At 52.2% G+C, this 15,728-nt stretch carries 13 protein-coding genes; 4 read left to right on the top strand and 9 right to left on the bottom strand.

The genetic code is table 11. The annotated features are described in order from the left end of the window. Positions 1-61 precede the first annotated feature (61 nt). Complete coding sequence (locus Q0721_RS01100; protein ID WP_299024431.1) at positions 62-1,054, bottom strand: aldo/keto reductase; 993 nt, start codon at positions 1,052-1,054, stop codon at positions 62-64. Positions 1,055-1,125: 71 nt separating this feature from the next. Here Q0721_RS01100 and glgX point away from each other — a divergent pair, with 71 nt between their 5' ends. Continuing rightward, positions 1,126-3,210 (top strand): glycogen debranching protein GlgX, encoded by a 2,085-nt coding sequence (glgX, locus tag Q0721_RS01095; protein WP_299024429.1) that lies wholly within the window; start codon positions 1,126-1,128, stop codon positions 3,208-3,210. A 7-nt stretch (positions 3,211-3,217) separates the two neighbouring features. On the opposite strand, the gene Q0721_RS01090 is transcribed toward glgX, so the two are convergent. The 6 genes from Q0721_RS01090 to Q0721_RS01065 all read right to left on the bottom strand — a co-directional run bounded on the left by Q0721_RS01090 (position 3,218) and on the right by Q0721_RS01065 (position 9,411). Further along, complete coding sequence (locus Q0721_RS01090) at positions 3,218-4,126, bottom strand: radical SAM protein (protein ID WP_299024427.1); 909 nt, start codon at positions 4,124-4,126, stop codon at positions 3,218-3,220. Positions 4,127-4,141: 15 nt separating this feature from the next. Next, positions 4,142-4,846, bottom strand: coding sequence for an ABC transporter ATP-binding protein (locus tag Q0721_RS01085; RefSeq protein WP_366519155.1), 705 nt, complete (start codon positions 4,844-4,846; stop codon positions 4,142-4,144). Continuing rightward, entirely contained in the window at positions 4,839-5,642 is an 804-nt protein-coding gene (locus Q0721_RS01080) for an ABC transporter ATP-binding protein (protein WP_299024421.1), read from the bottom strand. Before Q0721_RS01080 ends, Q0721_RS01085 begins: the two co-directional genes overlap by 8 nt. A 12-nt stretch (positions 5,643-5,654) precedes the next feature. After that, on the bottom strand, positions 5,655-7,013 hold the full coding sequence (locus Q0721_RS01075) for a branched-chain amino acid ABC transporter permease (RefSeq protein ID WP_299024419.1): 1,359 nt from the start codon (positions 7,011-7,013) through the stop codon (positions 5,655-5,657). 12 nt (positions 7,014-7,025) lie between these two features. Then, positions 7,026-8,147, bottom strand: coding sequence for a branched-chain amino acid ABC transporter permease (locus Q0721_RS01070; protein ID WP_299024417.1), 1,122 nt, complete (start codon positions 8,145-8,147; stop codon positions 7,026-7,028). A gap of 94 nt (positions 8,148-8,241) precedes the next feature. Continuing rightward, positions 8,242-9,411 carry an ABC transporter substrate-binding protein gene (locus Q0721_RS01065; protein WP_299024415.1) on the bottom strand — a complete coding sequence of 390 codons (1,170 nt, stop codon included), beginning with the start codon at positions 9,409-9,411 and terminating at the stop codon, positions 8,242-8,244. A 365-nt stretch (positions 9,412-9,776) separates the two neighbouring features. On the opposite strand from Q0721_RS01065, the gene Q0721_RS01060 reads away from it, so the two are divergent. Then, positions 9,777-10,190, top strand: coding sequence for a hypothetical protein (locus Q0721_RS01060; protein ID WP_299024413.1), 414 nt, complete (start codon positions 9,777-9,779; stop codon positions 10,188-10,190). A gap of 93 nt (positions 10,191-10,283) precedes the next feature. Here the strand turns inward: Q0721_RS01060 and Q0721_RS01055 are convergent, their stop codons facing one another. Together Q0721_RS01055 and ablA are read right to left on the bottom strand one after the other, a co-directional pair. Then, positions 10,284-11,249: an aldo/keto reductase gene (locus tag Q0721_RS01055; protein ID WP_299024411.1), complete on the bottom strand. Its 966-nt coding sequence runs from the start codon at positions 11,247-11,249 to the stop codon at positions 10,284-10,286. A gap of 33 nt (positions 11,250-11,282) precedes the next feature. After that, entirely contained in the window at positions 11,283-12,626 is a 1,344-nt protein-coding gene (gene ablA / locus Q0721_RS01050; protein WP_299024409.1) for a lysine 2,3-aminomutase, read from the bottom strand. 274 nt (positions 12,627-12,900) lie between these two features. Here ablA and alr point away from each other — a divergent pair, with 274 nt between their 5' ends. Both alr and recJ read left to right on the top strand, forming a co-directional pair. Next, positions 12,901-14,031, top strand: coding sequence for an alanine racemase (gene alr, locus Q0721_RS01045; RefSeq protein ID WP_299024407.1), 1,131 nt, complete (start codon positions 12,901-12,903; stop codon positions 14,029-14,031). Position 14,032: 1 nt separating this feature from the next. Next, entirely contained in the window at positions 14,033-15,727 is a 1,695-nt protein-coding gene (recJ, locus tag Q0721_RS01040; protein WP_299024405.1) for a single-stranded-DNA-specific exonuclease RecJ, read from the top strand. The last annotated feature ends 1 nt before the right edge of the window (position 15,728 follow it).

Here is a 15,728-nt window from a genome sequence, read left to right as displayed (position 1 = left end):
GTTAGTTTATTTTAATGCTTTTGAAACCATTATGCTAGGATCCAATCAGCGGCTCCGTAGGCTAACGCGATACCATGCTATAGGGGGTGCGTTCCTCCGAACGGTCAGTTGCTGGGGGCGGTGTTGGGGAGAGCAATGAAATCTTTTCGCGCAAATCGGGAGTCATGTGGATTTCCAGAGCTTTCAGAGCCCCTTCCAGTTGCTCTGGGTTTCGAGCGCCGATAATTGGGGCGGTCACGGCTGGGTGGCTAGCGACCCACGCAATGGCCAAAGGGGTTGGTTCATAACCGTGTTCTTGGGCGAACCGAGTAAATCGTTCGGCCACCTCGTACATCCAGGGCTCGCCATAGCGGGTTCGATACATGGTGTTCTCAACCAGCCGACCTTTTTCAGGTTGGCGATTGACGCCGTATTTCCCGCTCAACAGGCCACCACCGAGTGGGCTATAGGGCACAACTCCCAGCCCTTCCGCTTGCGCCATGGGGAGAATTTCAACTTCCGCCTGGCGCTTGACCAGATTGTACATGGGTTGAATGCAGGCAAGGGGTGTCCAGCCATGGCGCCAGGCGATACCCAGGGCTTTCTCAATTTGCCAGGCAGCAAAGTTGCTGACAGCAGGGTAAAGAATTTTGCCCTGACGCACTAGATCTTCTAAGCCGCGCAGGGTCTCCTCTAGATCGGTGAAATCGTCAAAATGATGAACATAGAAAATGTCAATATAATCTGTGTTAAGTCGCCTAAGGCTGGCTTCTACTGAGAGTTTCAAGTGACGGCGGGAAGCACCGCGGGCGTTAACGTCGCTGCCCACTGGGAAGAAGGCTTTACTGGTTATAATCACTTCATCGCGATGACCGGCAACTAAGCGTCCAAGGATAATCTCGGATTGACCACCCGCGTAAATGTTTGCTGAATCGAAAAAGTTGATGCCTGCGTCTCGACAACGGTGGTACATGGCGGTCGCGGTTGCTTCATCGGCTTCGTGACCAAACGACATGGTACCGAAACACAACTGTGAAACCTTGATACCGGTTTTGCCCAGAAAGCGATATTCCATGATTTTTACTCCCATGTGCAAGTAGATAGTTGCTTCATTTTAACCTTCTTTATTCTAGTAGGAGAGTGGTAATGGCTGAGATCAAAGTTCACCGCGGACAGAGTTATCCCCTGGGGGCTACCATTCATGATGGCGGGGTTAATTTTTCGCTTTTTTCGATGAATAGTACTGCGGTTGAGTTATTGCTCTTTGAGAATCCTGAGGACTCTGAGCCCTCCCATGTGATTCGATTGGATCCGCAGGAACATCGCACGTTTGCCTATTGGCACGTTTATGTTCATGGAATAGGCTCCGGACAGATTTATGCTTATCGGGTGTTTGGCCCCCATGCACCTGAGCGCGGTCATCGCTTTGACTCGAGTAAACTGCTAATAGATCCTTATGCCCGAGTCATTGTCAACACCGAAAACTATCGGCGTGAGGCCGCATTACAACCTGGGGGGGATTGGGGGCATATGTTAAAGTGTGCAGTCATGGACCCGCGTGGTTACAATTGGGAGGGGGACCAACACCTGCGATTGCCTTACGCCCAAACGGTGATCTATGAACTTCACGTGGGGGGTTTTACCCGCCACCCATCCTCAGGGGTAGTGCCAGAGAAACGCGGAACGTATGCGGGGCTGATCGAAAAAATTCCTTATCTTAGATCACTAGGGATCACCGCGGTGGAGTTAATGCCGGTGCAGCAGTTTGACGAACAAGACGCCCCTCCGGGGTTGACTAACTACTGGGGCTATAGCCCAGTAGCGTTTTTTGCACCGCACCGCGGTTATAGTTCGCGCACAGATGTCCTTGGCCCAGTGGATGAATTCCGGGATATGGTCAAGGCGCTGCATCGTGCTGGCATTGAGGTTATTCTGGATGTGGTCTTTAATCATACCGCTGAAGGGGATCATCGTGGGCCGGTGCTTGGCTTCAAGGGATTGGAGAATAGTGTTTACTATATGCTTGATCCTCGCGATCCATCGCGGTATCTGAATTTTAGTGGTTGTGGAAACACGCTAAATACTAACAATTCAATTGTGCGACGGTTAATTCTGGATGCTCTGCGTTATTGGGTGCAGGTTATGCACGTGGATGGGTTTCGATTTGACTTGGCTTCGGTCATGGCACGGGATGAAGATGGCCAATTGCTTAGAAATCCACCAATTTTGTGGGAAATCGAGACTGACCCCGTATTAGCCGGAACCAAAATCATTGCTGAGGCCTGGGATGCAGCCGGACTTTATCAGGTGGGAACGTTTATTGGACACCGCTGGGCGGAGTGGAATGCGCGCTTCCGCGATGACGTGCGTCGCTTTATGCGTGGCGATGAGCGAACAGTTTGGGATTTTGCCAACCGTCTCATTGGTAGTCCTGATCTATTCCACCAGCCCGATCGCGAACCTAACCGCAGCATTAACTTTGTGACCTGTCATGATGGATTTACCCTGAACGATTTAGTTTCGTATAACCAAAAACACAACGAGGCCAATTTGCAGGACAATCTGGATGGCATCAACGAGAATTTTTCCTGGAATTGTGGAGTTGAGGGACCCAGTAACGATCCGCAAGTAGAGCAATTGCGCCAGCGTCAGATGCGCAACTTCTTAGTCGCGTTGCTTATTGCTCAAGGGACGCCGATGCTTTTGATGGGAGATGAGATGCGACGCTCTCAGCGCGGAAATAATAATGCTTATTGCCAAAACAATGAGATCTCCTGGTTGGATTGGCAACTTCTGGAACAGGAACGTGGATTATGGCGTTTTGTGCAAATGCTAGTGGCTTTTACGCAGTCTTATCATGTATTTCGTGAGGAGTCATTCTGGGCGCGTAAACCGGGCGAAAATACCCCGCGCATTGCCTGGCATGGGGTGAAGTGTAATCAACCGGATTGGCGTGATATTTCGCGTTCTTTAGCGCTGGAACTCTGCTTGCCCGAAGCGGGAGAGCATGTTTATGTGGCCTTCAATGCTTATTGGGAGGTATTGACGTTTGAACTTCCCTGGTTGTCTGCTGGTCAACGTTGGCATCGGTTGGTGGATACCAGTCTGCTAAGCCCTGATGACATTAGTGAACTCAATCAGGCGCCGCCGATTTTATCTTCGACCTACACTCTGGAGGGGCGTAGTAGCCTTGTCTTAGTGGCCCTGCCTCAGCGGCGAGGGGGATCTTAAGGACAACTTATTTGTCTAGTCGGTATAATCCCGCACGATGGGCTGCCTCTACTGCCTTTCGGAATTCTTCCGCTGTAATGCGGCGGTTAATTTCGGGATACAAGTGGGCACGGTAGGTTGGGTAGTATTGGTCCATGATGTTAAGGTACGTGTGAGGGGAAATTTCCTGGGCCAAGAATTGGACAATTGTCTCGGTGCCGGCCAGATTATTGGGTAAAACCAGGTGACGTACCAACAAACCGCGCACAGCAATTCCGTTCTCATCCACTTGTAAATCACCAACCTGCCGATGCATCTCGCGCACAGCGTCCCGATTGACTTGAGGGTAGTTCGGGATGCGTGAGAAGCGCTTAGCAATATCGGGATCGGCGTATTTCATATCTGGCATGTAAATGTCAATCACACTATCGAGCAGTTGCAGGCTTTCCATGGAGTCGTAGCCGCCCGTGTTATAAACTAATGGTAGGCGCAAACCCGCCTGAGCCGCGATCAGCACGGCGGCTAGGATTTGGGCGACTACGTGGCTGGGTGAGACTAGGTTGATATTATGGCAACCTAAACGTTGCAAGCGGAGCATGATCTCAGCCAGTTCTTCTGGCTCGACCTCGTGCCCTTCATCCGTCTGACTAATTTCGTAATTTTGGCAGTATTGGCAGCGCAGATTACACCGGGTGAAGAAGATGGTGCCCGAACCCCGCCAGCCGCGTAGGGGGGCCTCCTCTCCAAAATGGGGACCGTAACTGCTAACCTTGGCCTTTTCCCCCGTGCGGCAGACACCTAGTTGCCCTGCGCGACGATTAACTCCGCATTTCCAAGCACATAGATCGCAGGTTTCTAAATGAGTGTAAGCAATTTCAACGCGCCGTTTGAGTTCGCCGCTCTCCAATAGTTTAATATAAGCGGGTTGGAACTCCATAGACAAAAGAGCGTTTCATACGCCGAGATAAGCGGCTTTGACCATTGGATTTTCTGCAACTTCTTTGGCTGTGCCTGAAAGCACAATTCGCCCTGTTTCCAGCACGTAAGCCCGGTGCGCGATGGAAAGCGCCATGTGGGCGTTTTGTTCTACCAAGAGAATACTAGTGCCTTGTTGGTTGATCTCTTGAATGATGCGAAAGATTTCTTCTACTAGAATAGGGCTTAGCCCCATGGAGGGTTCGTCGAGGAGCAGCAGGGTGGGTCGGCTCATTAAACCTCGTCCCATGGCCAGCATTTGCTGCTCGCCGCCTGAAAGGGTACCCCCTAACTGGTTGATGCGTTCCTTAAGACGTGGAAAAGAGATAAAGACCCGCTCCATAGTGCGTTGAATTTCGTTAGGGTCGTTGCGAGTGTAGGCACCCATAAGCAGATTCTCGCGCACGGTAAGAGGAGCAAAGATCTTTCGCCCCTCAGGCACGTGGCTGATCCCCATCTTAACGATTTCCTGAGCCGGGGTGTTGGTTATGTCACGCCCCTTATAGCGAATATAACCCGTGCGGGTGCGCAAAAGACCGGATATGGTGCGCAGGGTAGTGGATTTACCAGCGCCATTGGCGCCAATGAGGGTAACGATTTCACCCTCCTCTACGTGGAAGGAGATGCCCTGGAGGGCGTGAATGGCCCCGTAGTAAACGTTGAGATTATGGACTTCAAGCAACATGGGTCACTCCTTTTCCCAAGTAGGCCTCGATGACCAACGGGTTTTCCTGGATTTCCTTGGGGGTGCCACGGGCAATAACCTGTCCAAAATCCATAACTGTGATCCACTCGCAAATTCCCATGACCACGCGCATCTGATGTTCGATGAGCAAGATGGTCAGATCGAATCGCTCGCGGATGAAGTGGATCAGGTCCATGAGCTCGATAATCTCGCGCGGGTTCATACCAGCGGCGGGCTCGTCTAGGAGCAAAAGTTGGGGGTTGCAGGCCAAGGCACGGGCAATTTCAACCCGGCGCTGTTCGCCGTAGGGGAGGTTCTTGGCGACTTCGTTGTAGATGCGATCCAGCTGGAAGATGCTCAAAAAATTAAGTGCCTGCTCAGTCAGTTCCTTTTCCTTCGCGCTGAAGCGCGGGGTTCGCAAGAGACCGTCGGTCAGGGTGTAGCCGCAGTGGGGATGGTAAGCAATACGCACATTATCCAGCACGGTTAAGTTGGGGAAGAGGCGGATGTTCTGGAAGGTGCGCGCAATACCCATGCGGGTAATCTCATGGGGTTCCAATCCGACAACGTTTGTCCCATTGAAGTAAATTTCTCCACTGGTGGGCACATATAACCCAGTGATCATATTAAAAACGGTAGTTTTGCCGGCACCGTTCGGACCGATCAACCCAACCAGTTCCCCCTGTTTCAGGGTCAGGTCGAAATTGCGCACCGCCGCCAAACCGCCAAAAAACTTCGTGAGACCGCGTATCTCAAGGACAGTGGGTTTGTTTCCGTTGGATTTCATCTCCATGGGCTACTCCTTTCAAGCAACACTCTCGTGCGCCGGTTCGGGGCGAGAGCGTGGGGCAGGGGTGAATTGCGGGCCCTTAAGGAAGCCCCATTCCACAGAACCGAGCAGCCCCTGAGGGCGGATCAACATAAGCAGAAGTAGGGTGATTGGGTAAAGCACAAAGCGCCAGGTGGGGGCTTCGGTGCCCATTTGGCTAAGGAGCACACGTAGCATACCTTCGAGGAAGAAGATCCATCCAAACGTGGCTGTGATGGTGCCAGTCATGCTTCCCAGGCCACCGAAGACCACAATGATCAAGGGGTTGAACCCGGCCAAGAAATCAAACGTTCCTGGACTGAGGAAGCCAATGTAGTGTGCATAAACGGCACCGCCCAAGCCGGCGAAAAAGCTCCCGACCACGAAGGCAAATAACTTTGCTCCAGCGACGTCAATCCCCATGGCTTTAGCCGCAACCTCGTCCTCGCGCACGGCAACCAGAGAGCGCCCGGTACTGGAATGAATGAGATTGCGCATAATGATGATAACCAGCATCATGAAGAAGAAAGCCGAGAACCACGTGGTCAGTTTGGGGATGCCAATCATGCCTCGTCCCCCTTTCATCTCGGGGAAAGGCAAGATCGTATCGGAGTTGACCATGAGGGTATTAACTACGATGGTGAACCCCAATGTGGCGATGCCGAAGTAATCGCTCCCTAGTGTTAGCACGGGCAAGCCAAAGAGGAATGAGATCTGGGCAGCAAAAATCCCGGCCAGGATAACTGAGAGGAAGTAAATAATCTGTTGGACTGCAGGCGTATTGAGGGGACCGGGCTCGCCCGCTGTCCCTAATAATGGGGTGATAAGAGGGTTTAATTGATTACCCAGATAGACGGCTACAGTTCCGGCAATGAGAGCACCAATCAGGTAGAGGGTGAATGAGGAAAGCACTGGGATACCCCGAAAACGCTGTAACCATGTGTTGATGCCTATTAAGACCAAGGTTCCTAGTAAAGTGCCCAGACCCAATACCAAAAGCCCACGCGCATCGCCATTAATCCAGCGGTAAGTGATATCAGCCGCAGCATAGGCGCCAATGCCATAGAAGCCCCATTGTCCCAAACTGAATTGGCCGTTGAAACCATAGATCAGGTTTAACCCCAGTGCGACCATGGTCATGGCACAGGCCTGAAAAAGCAACCCGTTGTCAAAGTTGTTGAGAAGACGAAAACCATTAATATCGGTGAGCGCTAGTTGTACCACTGCAAATGCCCCCACCAGGCCGGCAATTTTTGCCCAGATCGAGGGACGGCCAAGCACCCACATCAGCCCGTAGATATAGGCAATGATGGCAATGATTTTGAGCAAGGAACCGAGTAGAAATCCCAATTCCATGATGGGCTCTCCTTAGGCTTTTTCTTTTTCGGGTTCGCCGAAAATGCCAGTTGGACGAAGCAATAGCACAATGATGAGAATGGTGAAGGCCACCGCGTCGCGCATAGGGGTAGAAATATAGCCCATGGTCATTGCCTCAGCCTGCCCCATGATCAGAGCCCCGACGAAAGCACCTGGAATGCTGCCGATCCCTCCCAACACAGCAGCAACGAAGGCTTTCAAGCCGGGTAAGATGCCCAGTTGGGTCCATATAAGGCTGTAAGCAATGGCATAAAGGACACCACCGGCCCCAGCAAAGGCGGCTCCTACGGCAAAGGTGAATGAGATAACACGGTCTACATCAATGCCCATCAGTCGTGCGGCTTGTCGGTCATAGGAACAGGCACGCATGGCAATACCAATTTTGGTGCGGCGAACCAAATATTGCAAAAGGAGTTGGATAAGAATGGAAACGCCAATAATGATGAGAAAAATATTGGAAAACGTGATGCTATTCTCGGGCGCTTGTTGTCCGGGTAGCACACGGTGAATTCCATCTTTGATATACCAAGCCACGACTTCAAAAGGGCGTTCGTAGGGGATAAAACGGGGCGAGAAGACAAAGTTCAACGCGCCATAAAATTCCAAGAAGAAAGATACGCCAATGGCGGTAATAAGGGCTGAAATCCGGGGTGCATCGCGCAGTGGCTTATAAGCCACGCGTTCGATGGTAATGGCTAAAATCATACACACCAGCATGGAAAGCAAGATGACAGTGATGGCGCCAATAATAACCCCTATCCCAGGATCTAGGTTAGGGAAGACAGTATTGGGCCACTGATGCAGTCGGTATTTGGAAACTGCGTAAAAACTGGTGAAAGCTCCGACCATGAAGACATCGCCATGGGCAAAATTGATCAATTTGACAATACCGTACACCATGGTATAGCCAAGGGCGATCATTGCATAGACGAAGCCCAATTGCAATCCGCTGATAAAAATTTGGGCGAAAAGAGTGGGGTTCTTAATCAAGTTGGTGCCAAGAATGTAGAGGACCAATAGACCTAAAATGGCAAAGAAACCCCTACCAACCCATAGTAAGGGTTGTTGGCGGTGATAAACAACCGGAGTTGAGGGCACTTGTACAGTTTGCATAGGCTCTGGGCTCCCAATGCCGATCTTGCAGCATGCGGGGGGGCAGCCCGGAAATGGCGCCCCCCTGCTTTGCTACAGTTTCAAGACGTGCGACTCACGGATTGACTACCGTTTCAAACTTGACTGCGCCGTCCTTGACGGCAAGGATTACGGCAGATTTGATCGGGTTGTGGTTCGCATCGAAAGTGATCTGACCCGAGACGCCGCTAAACTTGATTTTCTCCAGGGCATCTTTCACTTTAGCGGTATCGGTTGTGCCGGCCTGCGTGATGGCTTCAAAGAGCAAGTTGGTGGCGTCATAAGCCAATGCGGCGAGGGCATCGGGTACTTTGGGGTTGCCGTTCTCATCTTTATATTTCTCACCGTATGCCTTGCGGAAGTTCTGTACTTCGGGGCGAGGATCATCCGGCGAGTAGTGGTTGGTGAAGTACCCACCATCGGCCGCTGCCAGATCAAGATCGGCCGAGTCCCAACCATCGCCGCCGACAAAGGGCACGTTGATCCCTTTCTCCTTGGCTTGTTTGGTGACCAGATTGACCACATTATAGTAGTCGGGCAAGTAAACGACATCAGGTTTGGCTTCGGCCACCTGGGCTAGAATGGCGGAGAAGTCGGTATCTTTTGCCGTGTAAGTAGCTTTGCCCACAACTTCGCCACCCAGAGCTGTAAAGGCTTTTTCAAACTCTTCGGCTAGACCCTTCACGTAGTCGTTGGCCTGATCTAGCATGATGAAAGCCTTCTTAGCCCCAAGCTTCTCCCAAGCGAATTTTGCTCCAACCTGTCCCTGGAAAGGATCGATGAAGCAGGCGCGGAAGATGTAGGGCTTCACTTTGCCCTGGCTGTCGACCGTCACGTTGACGTTGGTGGAAGTTGGACTGATTTGGATGACGCCTTTAGCGTTGGCGATCTCCGACACCGGGATGGAAGCCTTGGAGCAGACCTCGCCAATGATGAACTTCACGCCATCTTGGTCAATGACTTTATTCGCAGCGTTGACGGCCGGGTCAGGAGTGCATTGGCTGTCCTCAACGATGGGCACAATCTTCATGCCCAGAACACCGCCCTTGGCGTTCCATTCATCAATGGCCATGAGGGCGCCATCGCGGGTGGAGACACCGAAGGTTGGAACCGGGCCCGAGAGAGGTGCGAGAATGGCGACTTTTAACTCTTTAGGTTGGGCTGCACCACCTCCGCCAGTGGGTGCACACGCCGCTAGGATCATTGCCATAGCAAGAACCACATACAGGAACTTAACCGAGCGCATATTCTCCTCCTATTGGCTTTAGAGTTGTGGAAAACAAAATGAGTGGGAAAAGGGGTTTAAAATCAGATTGGGCTAGAATTGAATGCTATCACCTCCTTTGGTTGAAGTGTGGGTGCAACGCCTATTTCAACTAGGAGCGTCAAGAGGGCTGAGATGAGAGGATGCGCACCAGGGGGTGAGAATTGCCTCTGATTAATTGCGCACAATAATAGGTGAGCCTTTGGGTTTTGTCAAGAGTTTGAAGACATTTATCAAGTGTAGCAAATAAATTTTAGCGCTTTTGCTTGACAAAGGCAAGGTTGTGCACTATTATCGTGGCACGGTGATCCCCCCGAATTTTTGAGTATCGTTCAAGGAGAGATAGCATGTTGCCCAGGGTTTTCTTTCAGCCGGGTGTAATTGCGACCTTCTTGATTCTTCAGGTGATTCCGTTGCTCTTATACCCACCGACCTCGTTTAATCCCGCCTCGCAGGAATGGTGGTTGCCGGTAGTACTGGCGGTGCTGGCTTTGGTCGGAGCAATTCAAATCTTGCGGCGCAGTTTGGCGGCGTGGCCATGGTATCTGATTTCGTTCTCTCAGGGGTTTAATATTATCAGCCGACTAATGCTAGTGCTATCCCGTGTCACTGTTAATGTAGACGGGAGCCAGGTATTCAATGTCCCTTACGTCTTGATGACGGTGGTTGCGATGGGGTTTTCGGCCTTTTTGATCTGGTACACCGATTTGCCTGAGGTGCGGATGGTCATTTTGGGCGGTTTGGCCCGAAAAGAGGCCTGAGTGTTCTTGAAAGTAAATACTTGGACTTGCCATGACAATTAAAAACGCGGTGATTTGCCTCACCGCGTTTTTAATGTACAGTTCATAGGGGGGTTAATCGTTGTCGCTGGGCACCCCAACAATGCGGTCAATGCGTTCTAGCACGTCATCTGTAAGTTTGTCCACTGCCTCGGCAGCCCCTAGGTTTTCATCCAATTGCTCTAGACGAGTAGCCCCCGTAATAACGCTGGAAACTTCCTTGCGGCGTAATACCCAGGCTATAGCAAGCTGTGCTGGCGTGATGCCGAGTTCCTTTGCTAGGTCAGTCAGCTGGCGCACCTTCGCAATACGGTCAGGGGTGAGCATGTCTCGTATCCAGGCCATGTCGGGAAGCGAGGCCCGACTGCCGGCAGGGATGCCCTCGTTGTATTTGCCAGTAAGGATACCAAAAGCAAGTGGACTCCAGGTGGTCAGCCCGATACCCAGTTCATGACATACTGGTGCCAATTCCTCTTCCACCCGACGGCGATGCAACAGGTTGTATTGAGGTTGTTCCATTGTTGGCGGCACCAGCCCGTATTGCCGGCAGATCCCATACACCTGAGTGATCTGCGCCCCGCGCCATTCTGAGGTGCCCCAATAGAGCACCTTGCCCTGGTGCACCAGATCGTCCATAACCCGCGCGACCTCTTCAAGTGGCGTATCGGGATCGTAACGATGGCAAAAGTACAGGTCAACGTAATCGGTGCCCAGGCGTCGCAACGATGCATGAATGGATTCCATAACATGCTTGCGAGAGAGGCCGCGCCCGTTCGGCCCGGGCATGGTGGGCCAGAAAACCTTGGTGGAGATCACTAACGCTTCACGAGGCAGATCCTTGATGGCCTTACCCATCACAATCTCGGCCTGCCCATTCGCATAGACGTCGGCATTGTCAAAGTAGTTGATCCCGTGGTCATAAGCGGCATGGATCAAGTCAATGGCGGTTTTTTCATCAATCTGGTTGCCAAAGGTCACCCACGCTCCCAGCGAAATTTCGCTGACCTTTAATCCAGAGCGTCCCAAACGTCGGTAATGCATGGTTACCTCCTCGTTAGTACAAAAGATAAGGGTTTAGGCATGATCTGTATCCTCGTTGCCGATTCCCAAGGGTTTCCACTTCGAGGGGTCGGTGCGTAGGCGATGTACACCACCGCCACGCCGATGAAGCAGATCAAATCCTTCTGGTTTTATAAACATCTCCTCGCCATCCAGCAAGGCGGTAATGCCTTTTTGTCCTGGTTCTGGGCGTTTGTTCTGGCAGTAAGGGCATGTTTTGGGATTGTGCGGTTTGTACTCGATGGGTTCTTCGTAGGTGGTAATGTAGCCCTCATAGTTGCGCAGCACAATTTTGTGATCGGACATACTGATCAGGTAATTAGGCATGACTGGAATTTTACCCCCGCCCCCCGGTGCGTCAACCACATAGGTGGGCACGGCATACCCGGAGGTGTGTCCGCGCAAACCCTCTATAATCTCAATTCCCTTTGCCACGGGGGTGCGGAAATGGCCGGCGCCCTCTACCAAGTCACACTGGTACAGGTAGTAGGGGCGCACACGGATGCGAACTAGGTCTTGTACCAGTTTGCGCTGGATATGCACGCAATCATTGATGCCTGCCAGGAGTACCGATTGATTGCCCAGCGGGATGCCAGCCCGGGATAGGCGGTCGCATGCCTCGGCCAGTTCTTTAGTGATTTCATTGGGGTGGTTGACGTGGATGTTCATCCACAATGGATGATATTTTTCTAGCATGGCACATAAGTCGTCGGTGATGCGCATAGGCAGGAAAACCGGCACGCGTGTCCCAATGCGAATGATTTCAATGTGAGGAATTTCCCGCAGTTTTTGGAGCAGTTCTTCCAGCAGCCGAGGTGCTAGGGTCAGAGGGTCGCCCCCCGAAAGGAGAACATCGCGCACCTGGGGGGTATGGCGCAGGTAATCTAATTGCATTTCAAATTCACTGCGAGAAAAGGTCGCGCTAGGGTCACCCACAATACGCGAGCGGGTGCAGTAACGGCAATAAGAAGCGCATTGGGTTGTGACGAGCATGAGCACCCGATCTGGGTAGCGGTGGACCAAGCCAGGCACAGGGGAGTGCTGATCCTCAGCCAGCGAGTCCTCCATCATGCCGGTGAACGGTACAATCTCTTCCTCACGTGGGATCACCTGCTTGCGAATGGGATCCTCGGGATCATCGGGGTCAATCAGCGAGACAAAATAAGGGGTGACATCTACACGGAAGAGCCCTTTTTGACTAAGGGCTTTGCGTTCGCTTTCGGTTAGATTCAGGACCCGTTCAAACTCCTCAACCGTATTCAGGCGGTTGCTGAGTTGCCAACGCCAATCGTACCATTTTTCATCAGGTACATCCGCATAAACGGGGGCACGCTTGGACGGGAAGGGATTATTGAACATAGGAGACTCTCCTTGGGCTTTCTAAATCCAGGTCGGGTACAGCAATAAAAAACTTTCCTCCAGCACAATGATCTCACCCCCCGCTCGAGGGTGGATCATGGTCTGGGCGAAAGAAGCCAGCAGGCAAAAATGCCATATATCTCTCGGTTTTTATTTTAAGAGCGATAGAAGACTGGGTCAACCAGTGCGCTGGATGATTTACAACTTGCCCCAGCGGGTTATTCATAAGCCGATGTCTTGCCGAGTGGGTGAGAGATGCTTATACTATACCCCTATGGAAGACGTACTCACCACCTGGTTGGAAGTGGATTTGGGGGCTATTCAGCATAATTATCGTCTTCTGAGGACGATTAGCCAGCGACCGGTGATGGCGGTGATCAAGGCGAATGCCTATGGCCATGGCATTAGCGGAGTTGTTCCTGCCTTGATCCACGTTGGAGCGCCATGGTGCGGGGTGGCGCGCATTGAGGAAGCGCTCGATGTGCGTCAATTTGACCCAGATATCCAGATTTTGGTTTTGGGGTATACAAATCCGTACTGGGTGGATGAAGCTATTGCCCAAGGCATTTGTCTAACGGTGTTTGACCCCATCACCGCTGAGGCCTACGCAACGCGTGCACGAGCCTTGGGGAGGGCATTGCGCGTGCATATCAAAGTGGACACTGGCATGGGCCGACTAGGCGTGCTCTCCGGGGAAGCGGTGGAGTTTGTTCGTTGGTTGATGGATCTGCGGGGGTTAGAAGTAGATGGGCTGTATACCCATTTTGCTCGGGCTGATGAAAGCGACCCCACCCCAACCCTGGAGCAAGTGCGGCGCTTTGACGGGGTAGTGGGAGCTCTGAGTGCTTTAGGATTACGGCCGCGTTGGGTGCATGCCAGTAATTCAGCTGCCATTTTCAATTTTCCCCAGGCACGCTATGATCTGGTACGGGCAGGTATCGCGTTGTATGGATTACATCCCTCTCCTGAGACCCCTCTTCCAGCCTCGTTTCGCCCTGCCATGGCCTTGAAGGCCCGTCTGGTTTCTCTTAAGACCTTACCTCCGGGCAGTGGGGTGGGTTACGGGCATCGTTATGTAACCAGCGGCTATGAACGAATTGGTGTTGTTGCCGCCGGGTATGCGGATGGAATACGTCGGGTCTTGGGAAATGAGGTTTTGGTCCGTGGGCGAAGAGTACCGGTTCTAGGAACCCCCTGCATGGATCAGATTATGATTCAACTAGATGGGGTGGCTCAGGCCAAACCAGGGGACGAGGTGGTTATTTTTGGACGCCAGGGAGAAGCGTGTATTCCCGTAGAAGAGGTGGCCCAGCGTTGGGGGACAATTAACTACGAAGTTGTGACCAGCATGATGGCTCGGTTGCCGCGCATTTACAGCGAATCTCATGGCGAGGAGAATGAATAATATGCTCTCTCGATTGGAAAAACGTTGGGAACTCTTTCCTAGGCTTCCCTTAGCTGTTGATGCGGCGCTGAGTGCCTATCCTTTCCCAGTGCGCCAGTTGCTTTACAACCGGGGAATCGAGACCCACGAACAAGCCGTGGCGTTTCTGAGCGGAGAAGTGCCGTTGCACACTCCCTGGTTACTGAGCGATATGGGCGATGCGGTTGAACGATTGTTGTGGGGAATTGACCATGACGAGCGAATCATTATTTACGGGGATTATGACGTAGATGGCGTCACGGCAAGCGCTCTTTTGTACGAAGTGCTTCAATTTTTGGGCGCCAACGATGTCCAGGTATATATTCCCAGCCGTTTTGATGAAGGATATGGCTTAAATTTTGCCGCTATTAAGGAACTGGCGAATAATGGGGCCAATTTGATTGTGACCGTTGATTGTGGGATCCGTTCGATTGATGAAGTGGCTTATGCTAATCGCCATGGTTTAGACGTCATTGTGACCGATCATCATCATCCTAAGAGTGAGTTGCCCCCCGCGCGAGTCGTGGTATCTCCTAAACGCTCCGCAGATCCTTATCCCGAAAAAAACCTGGCAGGGGTAGGTCTAGTGTATAAACTGGTGCAAGCGCTTTTGGAGCGGCGTCCAGTTCCGGGAATTGATCCTGCCAATTGGCTTGATCTAGTGGCGCTAGGCACGGTGGCAGATATGGTTCCACTAGTGGGTGAGAATCGAGTCCTGGTCCGACGAGGGATCGTTCAAATGCGCCAGGCGAAGCGCAAGGGACTAGTAGCTCTGGCGCGCACTGCTGGTTATGATCTGACGCGTGTGAACGCTGAGGCGATTGGTTTTATTCTAGGGCCGCGCTTGAATGCTTCAGGGCGTCTGGAGACCGCTATAGACGCCTATCAACTGCTGGTTGCCCAGCAACCTGAGGTGTGCATGAACTTGGCTCAGGTGTTGGATAACCGTAATCGAGAACGGCAACGTCTAACCTTGGAAATGCAGCGCCGCGCTGAGGAGATGATCCTCGATCCGCATTCACGCACCCTTCTGGTAGTTTTTGAGGAGAACTTTAATGAGGGAGTGGTAGGGTTGGTGGCTTCGCGCTTGGTTGAGGCTTATTATCGCCCAGCGGTGGTTGGAGTGCGGGGAGAAGTGTTTTCAAAAGCGTCGTGTCGCAGTATCCCCGAGTTTCACATCACCGAGGCCCTAGACCAATGTGCGGACTTGCTGGATCGGCACGGCGGGCATGCGCTGGCAGCCGGTTTCACGGTGCGCACCGAAAGGCTCTCGCAGTTGATCGGGCGTTTGGAGGAAGTGGCTGATCAAACGCTGCGCGAGCGCGAGCTTTTACCTGTATTGCGAGCGGATTTGGAAATCTCACTTTCAGAAATGCGCCCCGATCTTCTGGGTTATTTACAGCAATTTGAGCCTTTTGGGCTGGGTAACCCAGAGGCCACGTTTATCTCACGCGGGGTGGAGGTGCGCTCAGCCCGTCAGGTAGGGGCTGAAGGACGGCATCTCTCATTAAAACTCAGCGATGGGCGTTTTATCTATGATGCTATTGCGTTTGGTCAGGGCAATCGGCTGGATGAGGTAACTCCGTGGATAGACATCGTATATAGCCTGGGGGTCAACCGCTATAATGGACAGGAAACCTTGCAACTGACCCTGCGAGATTTTAGGCCATCGGCGTAGA

It is taken from the genome of uncultured Thermanaerothrix sp., from assembly GCF_938028735.1.
Lineage (GTDB): Bacteria > Chloroflexota > Anaerolineae > Anaerolineales > Anaerolineaceae > Thermanaerothrix.
Note: the sequence above shows the minus strand (reverse complement) of the source record. Positions and strands in the feature narration are given on the sequence as shown.